Source organism: Pseudoflavonifractor capillosus (assembly GCF_016899775.1).
In the GTDB taxonomy this organism is placed as follows: domain Bacteria; phylum Bacillota; class Clostridia; order Oscillospirales; family Oscillospiraceae; genus Lawsonibacter.
In genome coordinates this window covers 123,121-141,184 of record NZ_JACJJE010000001.1, presented here as the reverse complement: position 1 = coordinate 141,184, position 18,064 = coordinate 123,121, and the positions used below count along the sequence as shown (strand labels likewise).

Annotated in this window: 21 protein-coding genes; 4 read left to right on the top strand and 17 right to left on the bottom strand. The window is 52.5% G+C overall.

The window, feature by feature from the left end:
• Positions 1 to 61: 61 nt before the first annotated feature.
• The gene (locus H6B31_RS00690) at positions 62 to 2,404 is read left to right on the top strand and encodes a LuxR C-terminal-related transcriptional regulator (protein ID WP_204896742.1); all 2,343 of its coding nucleotides are present in this window, start codon (positions 62 to 64) and stop codon (positions 2,402 to 2,404) included.
• Between the two features lie 57 nt (positions 2,405 to 2,461).
• On the opposite strand, the gene H6B31_RS00685 is transcribed toward H6B31_RS00690, so the two are convergent.
• The 13 genes from H6B31_RS00685 to H6B31_RS00625 form a co-directional block, all read right to left on the bottom strand.
• Positions 2,462 to 2,677 (bottom strand): hypothetical protein, encoded by a 216-nt coding sequence (locus H6B31_RS00685; RefSeq protein ID WP_204896741.1) that lies wholly within the window; start codon positions 2,675 to 2,677, stop codon positions 2,462 to 2,464.
• 451 nt (positions 2,678 to 3,128) lie between these two features.
• A complete protein-coding gene (locus H6B31_RS00680; RefSeq protein WP_204896740.1) occupies positions 3,129 to 3,362 on the bottom strand; it encodes a hypothetical protein in 234 nt (77 codons plus the stop codon).
• Between the two features lie 13 nt (positions 3,363 to 3,375).
• Positions 3,376 to 3,993, bottom strand: coding sequence for a hypothetical protein (locus H6B31_RS00675; RefSeq protein ID WP_204896739.1), 618 nt, complete (start codon positions 3,991 to 3,993; stop codon positions 3,376 to 3,378).
• An 80-nt stretch (positions 3,994 to 4,073) separates the two neighbouring features.
• Positions 4,074 to 5,201, bottom strand: coding sequence for a CHC2 zinc finger domain-containing protein (locus H6B31_RS00670; RefSeq protein WP_204896738.1), 1,128 nt, complete (start codon positions 5,199 to 5,201; stop codon positions 4,074 to 4,076).
• Between the two features lie 33 nt (positions 5,202 to 5,234).
• Complete coding sequence (locus tag H6B31_RS00665; RefSeq protein WP_204896737.1) at positions 5,235 to 6,017, bottom strand: hypothetical protein; 783 nt, start codon at positions 6,015 to 6,017, stop codon at positions 5,235 to 5,237.
• Between the two features lie 70 nt (positions 6,018 to 6,087).
• A complete protein-coding gene (gene recD2, locus H6B31_RS00660; protein WP_204896736.1) occupies positions 6,088 to 8,289 on the bottom strand; it encodes an SF1B family DNA helicase RecD2 in 2,202 nt (733 codons plus the stop codon).
• A 1-nt stretch (position 8,290) separates the two neighbouring features.
• On the bottom strand, positions 8,291 to 8,635 hold the full coding sequence (locus H6B31_RS00655; protein ID WP_204801783.1) for a DUF7768 domain-containing protein: 345 nt from the start codon (positions 8,633 to 8,635) through the stop codon (positions 8,291 to 8,293).
• A gap of 16 nt (positions 8,636 to 8,651) precedes the next feature.
• The gene (locus H6B31_RS00650) at positions 8,652 to 9,686 is read right to left on the bottom strand and encodes a YqaJ viral recombinase family nuclease (protein WP_195607926.1); all 1,035 of its coding nucleotides are present in this window, start codon (positions 9,684 to 9,686) and stop codon (positions 8,652 to 8,654) included.
• The gene (locus H6B31_RS00645) at positions 9,686 to 10,093 is read right to left on the bottom strand and encodes a hypothetical protein (RefSeq protein ID WP_204896735.1); all 408 of its coding nucleotides are present in this window, start codon (positions 10,091 to 10,093) and stop codon (positions 9,686 to 9,688) included. Before H6B31_RS00645 ends, H6B31_RS00650 begins: the two co-directional genes overlap by 1 nt.
• Positions 10,094 to 10,308: 215 nt before the next feature.
• A complete protein-coding gene (locus H6B31_RS00640; protein WP_204896734.1) occupies positions 10,309 to 11,292 on the bottom strand; it encodes a hypothetical protein in 984 nt (327 codons plus the stop codon).
• Positions 11,293 to 11,307: 15 nt separating this feature from the next.
• Entirely contained in the window at positions 11,308 to 11,559 is a 252-nt protein-coding gene (locus H6B31_RS00635) for a hypothetical protein (RefSeq protein ID WP_204896733.1), read from the bottom strand.
• Complete coding sequence (locus H6B31_RS00630; protein WP_204896732.1) at positions 11,556 to 11,825, bottom strand: hypothetical protein; 270 nt, start codon at positions 11,823 to 11,825, stop codon at positions 11,556 to 11,558. The genes H6B31_RS00635 and H6B31_RS00630 overlap by 4 nt, the downstream gene beginning before the upstream one ends.
• Positions 11,826 to 11,830: 5 nt before the next feature.
• Positions 11,831 to 12,985 (bottom strand): transposase, encoded by a 1,155-nt coding sequence (locus H6B31_RS00625; protein ID WP_204896731.1) that lies wholly within the window; start codon positions 12,983 to 12,985, stop codon positions 11,831 to 11,833.
• Between the two features lie 358 nt (positions 12,986 to 13,343).
• Between H6B31_RS00625 and H6B31_RS00620 the strand changes: the two genes are divergently transcribed.
• Both H6B31_RS00620 and H6B31_RS00615 read left to right on the top strand, forming a co-directional pair.
• A complete protein-coding gene (locus H6B31_RS00620; RefSeq protein ID WP_204896730.1) occupies positions 13,344 to 14,030 on the top strand; it encodes a helix-turn-helix domain-containing protein in 687 nt (228 codons plus the stop codon).
• Entirely contained in the window at positions 14,027 to 14,320 is a 294-nt protein-coding gene (locus tag H6B31_RS00615; RefSeq protein WP_204896729.1) for a hypothetical protein, read from the top strand. The genes H6B31_RS00620 and H6B31_RS00615 overlap by 4 nt, the downstream gene beginning before the upstream one ends.
• A gap of 48 nt (positions 14,321 to 14,368) precedes the next feature.
• Here the strand turns inward: H6B31_RS00615 and H6B31_RS00610 are convergent, their stop codons facing one another.
• From H6B31_RS00610 to H6B31_RS00595, 4 genes are all read right to left on the bottom strand, one after another.
• Entirely contained in the window at positions 14,369 to 14,755 is a 387-nt protein-coding gene (locus tag H6B31_RS00610) for a hypothetical protein (RefSeq protein ID WP_204896728.1), read from the bottom strand.
• A gap of 57 nt (positions 14,756 to 14,812) precedes the next feature.
• Entirely contained in the window at positions 14,813 to 15,031 is a 219-nt protein-coding gene (locus tag H6B31_RS00605; protein ID WP_204896769.1) for an IreB family regulatory phosphoprotein, read from the bottom strand.
• 475 nt (positions 15,032 to 15,506) lie between these two features.
• Positions 15,507 to 16,052, bottom strand: coding sequence for an ImmA/IrrE family metallo-endopeptidase (locus H6B31_RS00600; RefSeq protein WP_243418779.1), 546 nt, complete (start codon positions 16,050 to 16,052; stop codon positions 15,507 to 15,509).
• A gap of 103 nt (positions 16,053 to 16,155) precedes the next feature.
• Complete coding sequence (locus H6B31_RS00595; RefSeq protein ID WP_204896726.1) at positions 16,156 to 16,593, bottom strand: helix-turn-helix domain-containing protein; 438 nt, start codon at positions 16,591 to 16,593, stop codon at positions 16,156 to 16,158.
• 217 nt (positions 16,594 to 16,810) lie between these two features.
• On the opposite strand from H6B31_RS00595, the gene H6B31_RS00590 reads away from it, so the two are divergent.
• Entirely contained in the window at positions 16,811 to 18,055 is a 1,245-nt protein-coding gene (locus tag H6B31_RS00590; protein ID WP_204896725.1) for a DNA polymerase Y family protein, read from the top strand.
• Positions 18,056 to 18,064 lie beyond the last annotated feature (9 nt).

The window sequence follows — 18,064 nt, the reverse complement described above, 5'->3', positions numbered from 1 at the left end:
ACCCCCTATGCAATGGGCGCCGTAGGCGCCCATGATGTGTGTTAGAAAAGGAGGGATGCGATTGAACCCGCGCCTTATCACAGTGCCGCGAAGGTTGCGCAGCGCGCTGCTGAACTCCTTGACTGAGTATAAATTTATATTTCTTTCCGCCTGTGCCGGCTGGGGAAAGACCTCCATTGTCAATGAAGTGCTGAAATCCCAGACGTATCGCAGTATCAAGGTGCAGTGTGACCGCACACCGCGCTTTTCCTATCAGGAGCCGTTGGTCGTGCTGGACGATTTTCAAAATCTGTCTGCCCGCTTGGAGGAGCGGGTAGCTGGGATTTTTCGCAGATCGTCAAAGCGCCAACGGTTCTTTCTCCTTTCCAGAGGTCCCGTTCCGGCCTTCCTGCTTTCCTATCAATACGCCGGCGACCTGCGCCTCTTTCAATCAGATGATCTACGTCTGCAGGTGGAGGATATTGCGCTCCTTGCCGTGGATCGTGGCCTGAACCTGTCCACGGACGACCTGCTCCGCGTGGAATGGATTACCCATGGGTATCCGCCCTATGTCGGCTATCTCCTGGATGCAATGGCGGTGGGAAAAGGACTGGGAAAACGGGAGTGCGAATCGGCGCTTCGAAAGCTGGATGTCTATTGGGGCAGCGTCCTCTACCAACCATGTGATCCACAGACCAGATCCTTGCTGCTTCGCCTTTCCTATTTCTCTGAGGTCACAGACTCGCTTGTAGCTGCCCTCCACGCTGACTCCCAGGCGGGTCGCGCGTTGCAGAAAATTGCCCACATGACGGGGATTCTCCAGCCGGATCTGGGCGGCAGATGGAGCTATTGCGACCCGTACCTGTTCCGGCCTTACCTGCAAAGGCAGGCCGAACACGAGTTGACGGCCGACCAGATTAAGGAAGTTCACCTGGCAGGTGGCGCATGGTGTGCGGATCACGGCGACTTTGCCGGAGCCGCCGGGCATTTCCTGGCGGCGGATCACCGTGCCGACCTTGTACGCACACTAATCCAGGCCATCCGGCAGAATGCGGACTGGTGGATACTGGCCCAGCTGGAGCCCTATCTCCGTGCTTTGACAAAGGACGAGATCTGTTCCGCTCCTGAACTTCTCTATGCTATGTGTCGGGTCTCTGCCATGGCCATGGAACCAGCGAACGCATGGATGAGGTACGCCGAACTCCGTTCCATGGACGTCGGCAGCGACACAATGGAAGCGAATAGCTACCTGCTCTATCTTGACCTGATCCTGCACAATACTTCCCCTGCTGATCTGGCGAGCCGATGCCGCGAAGCCCTGCCTCGGCTCGAAGACGGAAGTTTCCTCTGCCACCCGACGGCGATCACCTGCGGCCTGCCCAGTGTCCTGCGCGGGGAGCGGGATCTATCCGACTTTTTCCTGCCGGATACAGCCGCTCCAGACAAGTCCGTCCGCCTCGTGGTGGACCACGCCCTGGGCCGTCACAGCGTTGGCCTGGAAGATCTGCTCCAGGCGGAACATCTGCTGGAACAAGGCGAGGACATCGCCCACCTGCTGCTCCAATGGCATCCCCTTCAGCTTCGCATCCGAGAGAATGGCACTCTGCCGTCCGAGTTCGTCTGCGTCGCCCTGATGGTGCGCTCACTCTGTGCGGAGGGCCAGCTACCGGAGGCGGCGGCTTTCCTGCTCCGGTTCCGCCAGCGGGTAGAGGCGGAGGGCACGGGCTATCTGATCCCCAATGTCGACGCTATGCGGTGCCGGCTGGCCCTGATGGAGGACAGCCTATACGCCGCCAACTGGTTTGCGGCACAGCCCTCCGGCGACGGTATTTGGCTGCTGCCGGATGTATACCGTCTCTTAACAAAGGTGCGCTGTCACATCAGGCGGGAGGAGTACCACACTGCCCTTCTGACCCTGGGCCACCTGCTGGATCGCTTTTCACTGGTCCACCGCCCGCTGGACACGATGGAGGTCTTGATCCTGACCGCAATCTGCCGCTTTCGGATGGGCGGCGGGGATTGGGCCGCCCATTTGGGCAGGGCGCTGTCCCTGGGTGAGCGGTACGGCTATGTGACGGTATTTGCCCAGGAGGGTGCCGCGCTCATGCCACTGCTGGAGATGTACGTTCCGGAAAGCGCCAGCACCGCCTACTGGTCATCGGTCATCCGCGGAACCCTGGCCTATGCCAGACACTATCCCTGGTACTTACAGCCGCTCCGGTATCTGACCGCGCCGCTGACGCCCACAGAGCGGGAGGTGCTGTCCCTGGTCCTCCGTTACAAGACCAATGAAGAGATTGGGCAGCTCCTCAACATCCGCGCCAGCACCGTCAAGACACACCTACGAAATCTGTTCTGCAAATTAGGTGTCCATAACCGAGAGGAGGCTAGACGAACTGCGATCCGGCTGAAGCTGGACCAATGATCAGCCAAACGCCTGCTATGCTTGTTTCCGTATCCGCTATATGGAATTGAGAGTTACTCATGTCGGGACAAAGGCGCTCAAACTTCTTTTATACAAGAAAAGCGGCTTTCCATAGTGTCTGAGAAAGAAAATCGGCCAGTCCAGAGGATTCTCATTGTTGGCCGGAAGGACGACGGCTTGAATCTGGCCCGGTTCCTGTAAAAGATCTGCCTGCAGCACAATCGGATGCCTGCGTTTTTCGTTGCCGTGCAATTTGTCGAGGCGTTCCAGCACCTTTTTTACGATCTCCTAGTTCCCAATGCCCTGATTACCTACGGGCCGGAATCTGAGGCGGTCTACGAGACTCTGAAAAAGCGCCACACCTGCCTAAAGGTCCTGCGATTGCTGAGTCAAACCGCACCGTAGCCAAAATCCTTTATATCCGGCTAGATGCAGTTTTTGCCTTGGCGGCTGGAGAAAGTTCGAGGCTTCAAGTTCATCTTGAACTGGGTGGGCCTTGTAGATAACGGCTACATTCCTGAAATGGATATGAGTGGGCACTATGATGGGGCGATCCCGGAGGACAAACTACGGGAGTATCTAGTGGCTGTACTCCTTTCCCTCTTATTGAAATCCTTTGTCACAAGGGTCTTTTCCCCATTTTGAAGTGGGTATATTTTACCCCTGTAAAACAACAAGTGCTGAGTTGCTTGAAGCAACTCAGCACTTATCATTTAGCTTTTCATTAGTACGAATCCTCTGGGGCAGTACTTAGAGAAAACCTCTTTTTCCCCTCAAACTTCTCCCGGAGCAATTGAATCTGAAGATCCAGTTCCTTAAAAATTAACTCAACTTCTTCCTCGGTGTAATCATAGGTGCTTTTTGACGCGCAGTTCCCAAGCTTCCGGAAATCACAAATCAGCAAATCCATACGATGCCCGGCAACTTTGAGGAAACGCTCATGCTTATTCTCGTTCATAGGCATCTCTCCATCAAGATGATTGAGCACTGGCACTCGCATCGTCCGCTACACGGGCAGGTGCTTGTTCCCTTTTGACTACTTGTTCCACGGAAGGCACAGTGAATCCCTTCTCCTTCAAAAAATCCTCGCACGCGGTTTTCGCCGCATCCAAGAGTTCCGAGTTCCAGGGGAACTCATTTTCTTCTCTTCCCAGGAAGACGCGAATGCAGTGGTAGAGAGCTGTCCGGCATGCGCTTTGTCTTTCCGCCCGAATGATGTCCTCATATTCCTGCGCTTCCTCGCTGGCATCTCCATCTATAAATTCGTCAGGAACAAAGGGCTCATAAACGCGCTCAGCATAGTTTACCTGATACTTCCCGTTCATAAAGAAAGCGCGCCAGTCATCGTTGTGGTCCTCCCCCTCAACATAGAGTTGGAAGTACACATCAGGGAATGTCCGCGACAGTTGGATCATATCCGCACGACAACTGTACCAGGTGTCGTCCGAATTGCACCAGTGACCAACTTCGTTTTCTATGCCGTCCTGCTCGAAATAGCAGGTATAAAGTTGGAGTTCCGCATCGATTTTTTGATACAGCTCCTGTGTCATCGGTTTTGCAGACAGGATAAAACAGCTTTTATATCCCACGTTAATCCTCCTCATAGTTATTAAGTGCGGTATTGATACAGCGGGCCGCAAGTGAATTACACATACGGCCCGCTGTCTGCTCATAACTTCCCGAAAATCGAATCTGTGATCTTCTTGCGCTCCACAAAAGAGAGCAAAAGGTCATCCACCCCCTTGTAGTTTGGACTCCACCGCTTTGGAATCATTTCGAACCCTTCCTCACAGCCTACCTGCAGGACCTTTTCACGAGCCTTACGGACATTGTCATTGACTGCCATATCCATATCAAATGCGACCTGGATCGTCTCAATGCCAAAGGCCCGGAGTTCCTCCAATGCACGGCGGAACTGGTTAAAGTTGCTAACTCCTGTGAGTCCGATAAATGCGCTTGGGTGCCCAAGCAGGCTGGAAAAGTAGTGGGCGAGATCCGCTTTCATGACCCCTTCTGTCAGATAGACAGAATCCACATCATCGGATACGCCGACGAAGTGCGGGCAGCACGAAGCAGCTGCACCATAATATTGATCCACGCTGGTGAAGGTATTGAATTTGGACTTGAACACCTTGTCCAGACGGATCTGAATTGCCTCGATTTGCCCTTTGCTGTTGCGATCCGGGATCATAATACCAGACCCACGGATGTCCATCTTCCACTTCCCGGTCTCCTCATCAATATAGAAACCTGGGACTCCGCTTAACTCGCAGCCGCGTTCCAGCAGTTCCGTCACGATTTTGGGAGCCCGGACAGCAGGTGTTGTCTTATATCCAAGCTTTATGATGTCTTCCCCTGACACCCCTCGATTCAGCATGGCTTCACGATGCGCCGTACCCAGAGAGAGCATGGAAAGAAGGTTGGAGTACGTATTGTCCCGAACGCTTGCCGGAGCGAGGTCAAGCTGGGGCTTTTGGGCCTTCTGCTTAATTACTTTCTTCTGGATACTACGTTCAGGCCTGCGCTCGCCATGGTGGTAGATACTGCATAGCTCCTCATATGCGGCATTCAGGCTGATACCATTCGCCTCTGCATAGAGGTGCAATACTCCTCCACCTTTCCCGCAGCGGTTACAGCGGAACACATTCTTGCTCAGATTGATATTGAGGTGTGCTTTACGGTCATCGCAGAATGGGCATTTGCAATGGAACTGGGTGCCGGTATTTCGGATCACCCGGATGCCGAGCAATTCCACCACATCCGCAATATCGCATGGCAGATTACCCGTATAGTCCACTGCTCATCACCTCCGTCCCATAGGTATCCGGCATTATCCGGCCTTCTCGGAAGCGGCACTGACCAACAGGATTGCGGCCGCCTTCAAAGCCAAATTTCGGCCATTATACTTCTGGACATACCAGTCCAAATCGCTGGGCTTCCGCATGGCCACTTCACCCAATGTCTTGCCGGTATTGTATCCGCAATCCACCTTGACATTCTTGGCCTCCTCCAGAGTCATGCTGTTGAGGTAGTCCTCCAGCGTCATGGGACCGCTGGTCTTCGGCTCTGCCTTAGGAATAGCCGTCGGGCGCTGCACCTCAGCCTGCTTAGATTGGGTGCGGGTCTGATGCACCACCAGACTGCCAGAATCATCGGGAGGAACATCGTCCTCCAAATTCATGGAGTCGATTGGTGCGTCAGCGATAACTCCGGAGAGCATGTCAGTTGCGCCGCAGAACTGCGTACCATAGCCTGCCGCCGCCAATACACGGCCAATTGCCGCCGTCTCCGCAATCTCCAGGTACCGATCCCCATACTTGTCATCCGTGGCAAATCTCTGCGCGGAGGACTGGGCCAGATACTGGTCCGCAGGATCGCTCCGATCCGCATACAGCCTGCAGGTGACAATGGCGGACTTTTCTGTTACGCTTACAATTTCCGAAGAAATCTTCCCCTGCGGCCGGTGAAGCCGGAACCAGAGGAGCCGATACTTCACATCCAAATAGAGGCTGGTGCCTCCATCCTCATTGGGCAGGTTCCGTGTGAATTCCGCCGGATTGAACCCATCCACCGCATTGATCGTGTGCAGGACTTGCATTGTAGTTTCCGTCATGATAATCATAACCTCCTAATTTTGTTTTTAGGGGACAGGACACATCTCTGTGTATCCTGTCCCCATCATTTCAACTCGCTGGCTTTTGTTGCGCTCGGTCATAGTAGACTACGATACGGTCGCCAAGAACGGTATTTCGCTTATCCACATCGTGCTTATGGATGGCCATGTAGATGGCCTGTCGCTGTCCGATGAGGATCACCTTCGATTTGGCTCTGGAGATAGCTGTGTAAAGCAGGTTCCTCCGAAGCATGATGTAGTGTTCCTTCAGGATTGGGATCAGTACCACAGGAAATTCGGCGCCTTGGCTTTTATGGATGCTGATGCAGTAAGAGAGGTCAACGTCCTCCATCATATCAGCTGAGTAGTTCAGCACTCTTCCGTCCAGCAATGTGATCTCAATGACAGGATCATTCGTCCCATCGCCCTTAATCGCAGTGATCACTCCAACTTCGCCATTTGCAACTTCCTCCTGGTTCCTGGTCTGGATGACCCGATCTCCAACGCGATAAGTCATTCCGCTGCACTTGATTTCGGCTCTCCCGGCCCTGGACGGGTTGACCAGGTCTCGGATCTCACTGTTCAGGCGGTTGGCACATACAGTTCCCTTCTTCCTCTGCGGGGAGAGGATCTGCACATTTTCAATCCCGTTTTGGGAAACCTCCCGCACATAGTGCTTCAGGATCAAACTAAGGGCTTCATCGCTGGTCTTCACATCGCAGAAAATGAAGTCATCGCCATAGAGCAAGTGGGTGTCGTTGTGGTTGACTGCGTGTGCATTCAGTGCGATTCGGCTATTGGATGCCTGCCGAAACACGATGTCCAGCACTGCCGTCGGTATCATCTGGCTGCGGATTATTTCTCTGAGCACATTGCCCGGCCCCACCGACGGTAGCTGATCCGGGTCACCGACCAAGATCAGCTGAGCGCCAGGTTTGAGTCTCTGAAACAGGGCATAAGCAAGTCGCATGTCCACCATAGAACACTCATCGACGATGACCAGATCCGCTGTGAGGAGCTCGTACTCCTGCGCAGAGAGGTCGGCATCATATATGATCCCCATAGCCGAGTGCAACGTCGAGGCCGGGTATCCCGTCTGCTCGTGCATTCGTCGGCTGGCTTTTCCAGTGGGTGCTGCCAGCAGGATCTCATTTTCAGGCATCACTCGATGGTAGATGTCCAGGATCACCCGAAGCGTAGTAGTCTTGCCAACACCGGGTCCACCTGTAATGACGGCAATTGAATGGGTCAGGCAAATCTCTACGGCACTGCGCTGCGAAGGAGCGAGTTGCTGATGTAGCGTTTGTTCTGACGCCTTGATTTCAGCTGTGATATTGGGAATCTCTGTTGGCCGCTCCTGTAAAAGGAGGGAAACGACCCTCTTTGCCACCTGGACTTCGCATTGGCGCTCAAAGAACTTATACACGCGCCCTTTTTCGTTGTAAATGAGCTTGTCCGTATGAGCCTTCACGACAGCTGCATGGATATCTGCCATGCTTACCACTTCCCGCTGACAGTCTCTATTCAGCAGGTCATAGCACTTGCTCTCCAATTCCTCCATCGGGAGGAACAGATGTCCGGCTCCCATTGCCTCATCTAAAAGATAGGTCATGGCGCCGACATACCGGAGCGGATGCCGTAAACTCACGTGGGTCTTCCTGGCAATCTCATCGACAGTTAAAAAACCGAAGCCTTTGATTTTGCAGAGCTGGAACGGATCGGTCTTAACGATGCGGAGACTGTCATCTCCAAAAGCCTCTTGGATCTTGTGGATCTTCTTGAGGGAAACCCCAAACGGGCTCAAATACTCTGTGATCTCACGGAGCGTTCGAGTCTGCTCGTAGGATCTCATGATCGTCGCCAGCTTCGCTCTCGCGATGCCCTTTACCTCCAAAAGGCGCTCCGGCTCATTCTCCAAGACGTCTATGGTCTTTGTCCCGAATTTAGCCACGATCGCCTTCGCTGTCTCCGGCCCTATCCCTTTGATGAGGCCGGAACAGAGGTAGGCCAGTATGCTTTTGACCGTTCTGGGCGCAACTTCCCGGCAGGAGCTGACATGAAGCTGGAGACCGTATTTCGAGTTCTCCCATTTGCCATCCAGCTCCACATCCACAGCGTCCGTGTCCGGCATCCCGTAGCCGACCGCCGTGAAGGTGTACCAATTCTCACCGAGCCGGCTGAAATGCCTGGCACTCTCCGGGGTATCCGGGTCTTGCGAATGATAAGAAAAAACGCTGAAGCCATCCGTCCCTTTGAATCTTACTCGGTCCAATTTACATCGCATCTTCAAGCCTCCCGGCCCCATTGCGGTAATAGATAGGGATACCCAACCGCTCCGCCGCAGTGATCTCACCGCGCATACCACTGGATATGCGCGATCCATACACGACCAGTCTGGAACACATCGCCAGCAATTTCTGGCCGAAGTCCAGTGCCAGAGCGCGTTCTTCAGGAACCTCGTCATCAAGTAAGTACGGGAGATATGCGTGGGGAGCAACAGCTCGATCTCCAAACTCCTTCTCCGCATAGGTCATGTAGGTCACTGCCTTCGCCGCATTCGCCAGGATGCCTGCCCGGGTAGGAGCAGACAGAGGCGAGCAGACATAGGTAAGAGACATCTGAATCACCTCCAATTCATTTGACTTCCTTCGATATTTTGAATACCCGCTTCTCCGTGGTATCCACAAAGTCGTGGTAGATGTCTGGGTGCTGGGCACGCAGCAGTTCCAGCTGTGCTTTCGTCATCTCCTCCCGGTATTGTGGGTTGTAGGAGATTTGGTAAGAGGCCGTCGGCGTCTCACACACAGCATTGCAGGCTGCGCCCATCAGGTCCAGGATCGGGGCGTAGGCGACCTTGATCTGCTTATCCAGCTGTCGTGCCCTGCGCTCCAAACTGCTCTTTTCCTCCCGCAGCTCTATGATCTGATCCAGCTGCTGGGCGTATTCCTTCCCGACAGCGACTTCCGGAATGGATTTATCTGCGGGTCCGTGGTAGCGGCGGATCACGTCAAGCACCACATCAGGCTTCCCGACCAAAGGCGGCTCCTGGCGGCGGCAGACATACTGTGTCCAGAACTCCTCCAGAAGGGAGATCGTATTCTCCTCTTCATCCAAATCCCGCTCAATCTTCTGCCAGACGAAGTCATCCTCATTATTGGAGAACAAGCAGGCGATATAAGCGGTGTTGATGTTCATGACACTCATGTAGTGCCGTACCTGAAGTTCGTAGTGGCGCGGCACACACCCATTGGCCCACAGACATTGGGCGCTGAAGTGCGCTGTCTTACACTCAAGAATGGCCTTCTCGCCATTGGGGAGCGTCACGAAGCGATCCACGTCAGCGAGCATGAATGGGAACAGTGGATGCTGATACATGGTCTGATCCCGATATACCGTGAGCCCAGTTTGCTTGGAAAACACCTGCGCTACGATATCTTCCAGCAGATGCCCGATCGCAAAGGTGATCGACTTATCCGCGGGCGCAATGACCGGCTCCACGCCGATCTTGTCGTAGTACAGCTCACGTGCGGTCCGATAGGGTGATAAATTGAGGGCGGCAGCTACATCGCTGCCGCCGATCCCCTTCTTCCGCCACGCAAGCCACTCGTCCTCGGTCAGAGTTGCGGTATCGACCAAAGCCTTCGGCTGGTAGTTCATGTCCAGGGACATCATTGATCCTCCTTTGCCATTTCAAAATTTGAACCGCTGCATTCGCAGCAGACCAGGTCATCCAGTTCTTCAAACGAAGCGATGGCCTGGGTGTTCCCGCAATCCTTACAGACTGCGGTTTTCAGATCACTGGATTCCGAGCCAAACTCACCGGTCCGGAAACACCAAATATACTCCTCAAACCACATACCCTCTTCCTTGGTGTGGATAGAGACATCGACTTGGTCTTCCAAGCAGGCATCCTGGAGCGTAATGCAGGTATCCGGCCAATGCTCAGGGTAGCCACTCTCAACGCAGGTGCTCGCAGACCATGCATAGTCGGGGTAGATTCGGAACTCGCGCTCCTCGTCTTGCGGTACCCCTCTGAATGCTTCCTCGATCTCCGCCTTGATTTCCTCCCGATCCACATGCAGAAAACTGCGGGCGAAATACTCACCCCGTCGATCGTTGTGGGCTCATCTGGGAAGATGTAGCGGTTCACAAAGGAAAGGATTGCGGCCTTTGTTCCAGTAATATCAGTGTGTCCATACGCCCAATTCGGCATTTTTAGCCCTCCTCATTTTAATCATTGTTTGGCACGATCAATTCTGCGGCTCATTTCTGAGCGGAAGATCCCACCTTTTCAGACTTCTGATGCAGTACCGGCGTCACTGCTTTGCTGTTGCTTGATCGCATCAATCAACTGGTATAAGCAGTTGAACACCTTTTCAGACCCCTTAGATCTGCTGCCAGATGCCTGCAGGTGGGAAACCTGGATTTTATTTGCCTCCATAATCGTTACCCTTGTTAGGTTGTTGTTGATCCAGCCCAAGGTCCGAATCGGAACGGCAATGTTGTACTTTTCCAGGAGGTAGCTGATCAAATGGGTCCACCTGCTTCCTCGACCACTCTGATAGACTTCGATCTTGACATTGTCGATCATGCCGCCGTCTATCAGTTTCTTCTCTGCATCCGCAACGGCATTTTCCAATTGGCGGTTGACTTCCATACCCCGTTCGTCTCGTTCCCTCTGGGCGGCGGCAATACGCTCCTGCCTGCTCCGCTCATAGTGGTCCCGATAGACGGCAAAGAGAGATGCACACTGGTCAAGTTCCTGGAGAACAAGTGCTCCGATGTAATCCGGAGCTGACTCGCCACCATTGGCTTTAGCATCTTGATATTTCTTGACTCTTTCGTCCAGCCAAGTGCTGATGTAATCTGCCTGGTATTCCGGCTTAGCGCCCATGCGCTCGATTTCATCCATTTCCTTAGAATAGAGCTCGTGAAGTGTAGGACCAGAGCCTGTGAGTGCCTGTTCCCGCTGTTCTTCACGTGCTTTCAAACTGCCATAGAGTTTCTGGTATGCAGGCTTTTTCCCGGAACTATGGATGAGATCATACTCAGACTGTCCTAAGGGGACAAGATACCCATTGAGTTCAATATGGAGCCAATAGGCATCATTTTCTGCATGCGGATAGGTGACATCCGGCTTCCCGGCAGATCTCCATAACCTGTAGGTCTCCTTACCGTTGGAGACCTCATAGCAGAAAACAGCCCGCATTTTGGTGCCATTCTTATTGAAGTGACAGCCTTGAAACAGGGGCTTCATCAATTTCGACTCACTCATTTCCTTCAGCCTCCATTAAAATGCAAGATCGTCATTTGCCTCAGACGATCCATTGGCATCTCTTTGCGCATTTTCAGGCGCACTTTCACGTGCAGAGTTGAGCTCATACACGGTTTCATCGATTTCTACAGAATCGTCCAGATAGCTGCCTTCAGGTAGTGGAGACTCAGGCCCAAGCGCATACTCGATCGCCTCTTGCAGTGAGTCTGCCTCCACATCGAGGCGTCCGTACATTTGCCAAACCATAGGGATTCTAAACCAGGTCATCGATTGTCCTCCTCTTCGGTCAAATTCTGATGTTCCACGACATTCGTTGGCTCATCGGTCAAGCCGTCGCCGTAGACACAGGTTTGGATCACCTGCTTTGTGGACTCGTACTCGACGCAGGTCAGGAGTATCGTGTCATCACTTTCTGCAGGAATTAGGTCGATGTAGACGCCCGGAAAATTCTCGGGAACATCGTCCTCCTGCTTTGCATAGACTTTCAGCTTACCAAGAGGTGTGTTCACCTCGAAGCTTCTCTCCATTTCCATGACCATCACCACTTGAAGTCGCCAGGCCGATCAAATTCGTGCCAATTGATGTGCAGGGCACGAGCGATGATCTCCTCCAGCTGTGCGATCCTGGTGCCGCTGGCACCTTCACACTGCGCTTCGAAGATCACATCAGACATGGCCAGATACAGGTGGTATGCCGTACACGGATCGTTGCCATTCTGGGCGGAGAATAGGTCTGCCACCTCATAGCTGATCCGTTTCGGAGCTCCGATCCGCTTCAGCACGCCAAGCAGCGTCGTGTAGGGGTACCGGATATCGATTTCCAGCAGCTTCTGCTGACTCTCAATGGACTCCTTAAACTTGGCATATAAGCAGTCCATCCCAGTCTTGAATGCCTCCAAGTCAGCGCCGCATTTGTGCTCCAACTTTAGAGGATCGCCGAGGGGAATGATACGGTCACTGCCACCGGTCAGAAGGATCGGATAGAGGTTTGCTCCGCTGACCCCAACATCGGAGGTCGTGAACCGAAGGCCAGGGCGCATGGAATAGGCATTGCGGATACCTTTTGCCGTAACCGCAGCATGGTAGGTATCCAGCAGTTCGTTGGTCTGCCCGTCCAGCGTCCAAATCGCTGTGACGATCGAATGGTCAAAATTCGCCGTCAGGAAGTGGTTGCCGGGGAAGTCCCTGTCCAGGACAGTTTGAACACACTGGACCAGGGGCAGGATCTCCAGCACAGCATAGTCCTTAGGGTCACCGCCATGGACAGCAGATACTTTCTCATCCGCTACCTTGATGAGGCTTTCTCCCGCCGCGACATCCATACAGTAGTTCAAGATCCTGGTGAAAACCTTCTTTGAGACTTTGTTCAGCGCATGGCCGGAGATCCGGGCACGCTCCAGGATCGTCTTGATCGCGCAGGAGCGGACGGGATAGGTTTCCCCATTGACTTTAAGGAGCAGATTGGTGTTTTCCATGGTGTCTGCGATGATCTCCGCCCTGCCCTCGTGTTCATACAGCTTGAGATAGAGATCCCCCATCGGAGTATCCTTCTCAAGCGACTCAAACACGATGTTTCTGGAGGGTGTCACCATCCACTGGCTGTTGTCCTGACGTTCCTTCAAGAAATTCAAAAACTCGCTTGGATCACTGAAGGAACAACTGTAGTTGTCTGCGTAGATGTTTCTTTCCGTCATTGGTTTTTACCGCCTTTCAAAATGATTTTTCAAACCCGCAGAAGCGGAATTTGGACAAAAAAAGAGCACTTCGATTTGTAGTGTCACAAATCAAAGCGCAAATAGTTGGTGGCTATTTTTCGTTCGGCCACCTATTCAGTCCATGAGCATAACCGCTCACGCATCACTGCTTACTCAGGTTCCCAACGGGAGAAGATTATCTAATAAGTACACGGCAATCTTAGCATGAAGCGGTTAAGGCGGCAAGCATACCGAAAAGTACTTCAATTCCCTGCATTTCGATTTTCCCTCTTGACAATACGTCCAGCTGGACGTATCATATACATATCACGTCCAACTGGACGTAAGGAGGTTTATGATGAATCATTTCTATCCCGCTGAATTTGGCTTCCTGTTTGAGGAAGAAAGTGATTTCGTCCCTGGTTTTGGAGAGATGATCACCGTCCTCGGACCAGGTGCGGAGTTCGCCAAGCAGCGTGAAGCGTTGGGGCTCACGCAGCAGCAGGTAGCTGATAAGGCAGGAATCCTAATCCGACAGTACCAACGTCTGGAGAGTGGGGAGCGAAGCCTGGACAGCACTTCTTTCCGAATTGGGCTGAACGTCTGTTATGCGCTTCAAATTGATCCCAGATTTTACTGTGAAGCCCGTATCAAAGAGGCAGGGCAGTGGGCACGCGAGCAAAGATTGCTGAAAGCCGAAGACATGGCTGAGGTCTCTCATGCGGCACCGGCAGAGGAACCTCATAAGGAAACGTCCAGCCGGCTGTTCAAGTATGTCACCTATCGTGAGACCGAGGATAGTGAAACAGGCGAAATCATAGGTGTTGAATTTGGGGCTGGGATCAATGCGGTTTTCGATCAGATCTCCCAGTCGATTCGGGATGACCTCTCTGTAAATCCTGACTACAACGGCTGCAATATTGACATCTACGACTATGAACGACTTGACGATCATCGCTACTCTGTGCAGGCTGTGGTAGACCGGCCATATGCACCGAAGAATGATTTGTTTGAGTACCTGGTAGTAGAAAGTGAGCAGAAATGAAGAAGATACAGGCCGCTTTCTACACATTTGAGGAGATGGAGCATCTGCTGGAAAGATGCTGCTTTACAAATGGCGAAGATTTTGACATCGAAGTCATTGACCACTATTATTGGAGGATCAACTACTACCCGGACGATGCACCAGATGATTCGTGTTTTACGCTATCTGACTTTGACGCCCTGCCAGTGCTTTCCAAAGTAGTCGGTTTCCGACTCGTCAATACCCACGTCAGCCGTGACGGTATTTGGCTGGAGGGCGAGGAAATGTTGCCCAAAAGAAAAAAGCGTTGAAATGAATCCCCTACCGTTTGGTCACACCCCGTAAGATACTTTTCCTATCTATCTCCACAAATTCTGCTTTGGATCAAGACAATTGGTGGAAATCTCATGAGTAAACAAATCCAAGTCGTACAAGGTGGTGGTCGCCCCAATGGCAACACCGCCCAACTCATGCATCACTTTGTCCGAGGTGCCGAGGTCGCCGGCCACACTGTAGATGTAGTCTCTCTGCTCAAAAACGAGGAGAAAGGCTGTTTGGACTGCAACGCCTGCAGGTAAGGGAAACCCTGCGTCCAAAAAGATACCTTCAATGATTTGGTACCGAAAGTCAAATCGGCGGACTGCATTGTGCTTGCCTTTTCTCTCTACTTTTGGAACGTTATCATCTAAGATTAAAGCGTTCGTTTTCGGGAAAAATTTGTATACGGAGTAAGGCTTGATAAACATTGCCCAAAAAATAGAGAACGACGCCCTACAATCTTTTGGGATTGTAGGGCGTCGTTTTTATTCTGCATCCCCAGTCAGAGCCCGCATATAATCTGCCACGATTTCAGACAGAAGTTCTGCACGATTGATCCGACCTGCCAGTGATCTTGCGCCATTGTGATTTGTAATATAGGTCGGATCACCTGTTAACAGGAAACAGACAATCTGATTGATTGGGGCATAGCCACGCTCTTGGAGCGCCGAGTATATCCACTGCAGCCTTTCCGTGTCTGTCATTTCCATATATGCCCCCTGGTTACTGTATCCGATAGCCACGCTCCAACGTGGAAAGTACATAATCCAGCATACTCTCTCGTGATGAGAATTCCTTTGGCTCCAGGCCTTCAACTTCATGAAAAGAGATAATCCGGCCAATCGAATCCTGCCAGCAAACGCAATTTGTATCTATCCTCATTCTTATCACCTTGTCGGTATCTTCCGTTCCACAAACCAGCGGCCGATGATATTTCCAGTTAAATTGGCCGTCCTCTCAAAGTAAAGGAAGCGCCGTTGTCCACGCATCATGACAGTATAGCGATCACCTTGCCCACCGGCCTTCGCCGCATATGACGGCCGGATATCGAGGACTCGATCTATTTCATATGTTATTCCATTCTCCCAGGTAAGCGCACGGGGCAACATGACACCATCCTCATTGAATTGGACTGAGACCGCCACATACGCTTTATACTCCGCCCCCGCGTCCATAGCCTTAGCAGAGCGGCTTACTGATGTCTCGCCGCAGAAAATCAGACTGCGCAAGATATGGGGCCTGGAACCGGTCGTCACTCTTTTCAAGCAGTCGCAGTTTGAAGTCCAGCAGTTCCGGCGGGACATTCAGCGAACTCGCCACAGAGAAGAAATCTGTATGGTTCTGGAGTGTATCGATCAGATCTGTGTCATCAACCAGGAACTCCGCCGCGAAAATATTGGCTTCCCGCTCCATAAAGTCCCTGTCATCCAGATAGGACAACTCGTGGAATGTGCGGATCTTACTATCCGCATGTAAAATACCATGCGCCAGCTCGTGAGCGAGGATAACCCGCTGTACCTGGTCATCCAACTCGCTGTTGACCACGGCGATTTTACATCTGCTGTGGATCATAAGGAAGCCCTTACACGACCCGGCATGGCAACCCATCGGTTGTCTGGAAACGCGGATTCCCATTGCCTCACACAATTCCCTCGCATCAGATGTCTTATATTTGCTCTTTAAGCGAGCGACTTCTCGCTTGATATTTTCTGCCCGCATCTCCATCACCTCGATTCAAAATAGAGCTGGACTCCCTTTATATGCGTCATAGTAGCAACGCAGGAGTCCCATAATCCGTACTACATTTACCGGGCTGAATCGAGTGTGGTCAATCGCGGTATTTCTTGGGCGTGAATTTGTTGTGGGCATCTTCCTTACATGCCAGGTACGCCTGCATCACTGCCTGGAAGAACTGGTCCTTGTCCTCCTGTGGGACCTCGCCGCCGGCGAACATCGTCTTGACGCCGTCAAGAAGATCCTCCAGCTCACCGGCTCCTTTCTGACCGTGCCTCATGCGCACGGCATTGAGATAAGGTGCTTCATCCAATCCATAGGAAGGGTCCTCCACATCGGGACGGGAGAGATACGCCTCAGAAACACCCAGCACTTCCGCCAGCTTATACAGGTTGCGGCCACGGGGAACTACGGAATCTGTCTCATATTTCGATACCGTGCGGATGGTGAGCCCAGATTTCTCCGCCAGCTCCGCTTGAGTCAAATTCTTCCTGGCTCTGCTCTCTCGGATCTTCTCGCCAAATGTCTTCATCGCTTCATCCTCTTTCTGCAGGTATTAACGAGCCATTTTCTCAAAAGTTCTATTGACAGGGCCCTTGATACCTGCTATTGTATGAATAGAACTTTATAGAACTTTTGTGGAATGATATAGAACTTGATTGCATTATAAATGGAAGTTCATACGTTGTCAAGTGGAATGTAAAGGAATTTTATAGAACTTCTAACGAGATGAAAGCGAGGGCAGGACTATGTGCAATCGGGTTGTGTTCCACAGCGACCTCAATAACTGCTATGCCAGTATTGAGTGTGTGTTGCACCCGGAACTGAGGGGGAAGTATCTTGCTGTCTGTGGCAGTACAGAAGATCGGCATGGAATCGTATTGGCGAAGAACCAGCTGGCCAAGAAATGTGGCGTCAAGACAGGTGATGTGATTTGGGAGGCAAAACAGAAATGTCCGCAGCTGACCATCGTCCCGCCACATATGGAGCAATATTTGAAATTTTCCAAAATCGTGCGGGCAATCTATCTGCGGTACTCTCCCGAAGTGGAGGCGTTTGGCATCGATGAGAGCTGGATCGAGATGACGGGGTCTCCTCTGCTGGAGAAGCGGCGGCCGGTCGATGTGGCCAATGAGATCCGGGAGACGGTGAAGGCGGAGACAGGACTCACGGTTTCCATCGGAGTCAGTTTCAACAAAGTCTTCGCAAAGCTAGGCTCCGATATGAAGAAACCGGACGCTGTGACAGAGATCTGGGAAGACACATTCCGCGACCAGGTCTGGCCCCTCCCTGTATCGGATCTTCTCTACGTTGGCCGCGCCACTACGGACAAGCTTGCCCGATATGGCATCCATACGATCGGCGCCTTGGCGAAAGCAGAACCGGAATTCCTGCAGCGGGTACTTGGGCGGAACGGCCTAAAGCTCTGGATCTACGCCAATGGCAAGGACACCTCGCGTGTGATGCCGTGCGATTATGAGCCGCCCGTCAAAAGCATCGGGCATGGGATCACCTGCACTGCGGATTTGGCCACAGAATATGAGGTGCGGCAAGTCCTGTTGGAACTCAGTCAAGAGGTCGGCAAGAAACTGCGCAAACATCATTTGGCCGCGACCGGCGTCCGTATCTATGTGCGGGACTGTACCCTGAACCATCGCGAATACCAAGCGCGGATGCCCTTCCCCACGCAGAGTTTTCTGGAATTGGCCGAGGCAGGCTCGAAGCTGTTTCATCGCAGGTATGGTTGGGACCACCCTGTCCGATCCCTCACCATCAGCGCGATCGACCTGGTACCGTCAGATACGCCTATCCAGCTGGATCTCTGGACAGACTTCGCCAGGCACAAAAGGAAATTGGATTTGGAGCGTACAGTAGAGGATATCCGCAGACGCTTTGGCATAAGGGCGATCAACTTTGCCTCCCTGGGTGACTCTTTGAAGATCCCATCCCACAGAGAAGTAGAATATAAAATGCCGGCTGTTATGTATCAGTGAGGAGTGAGA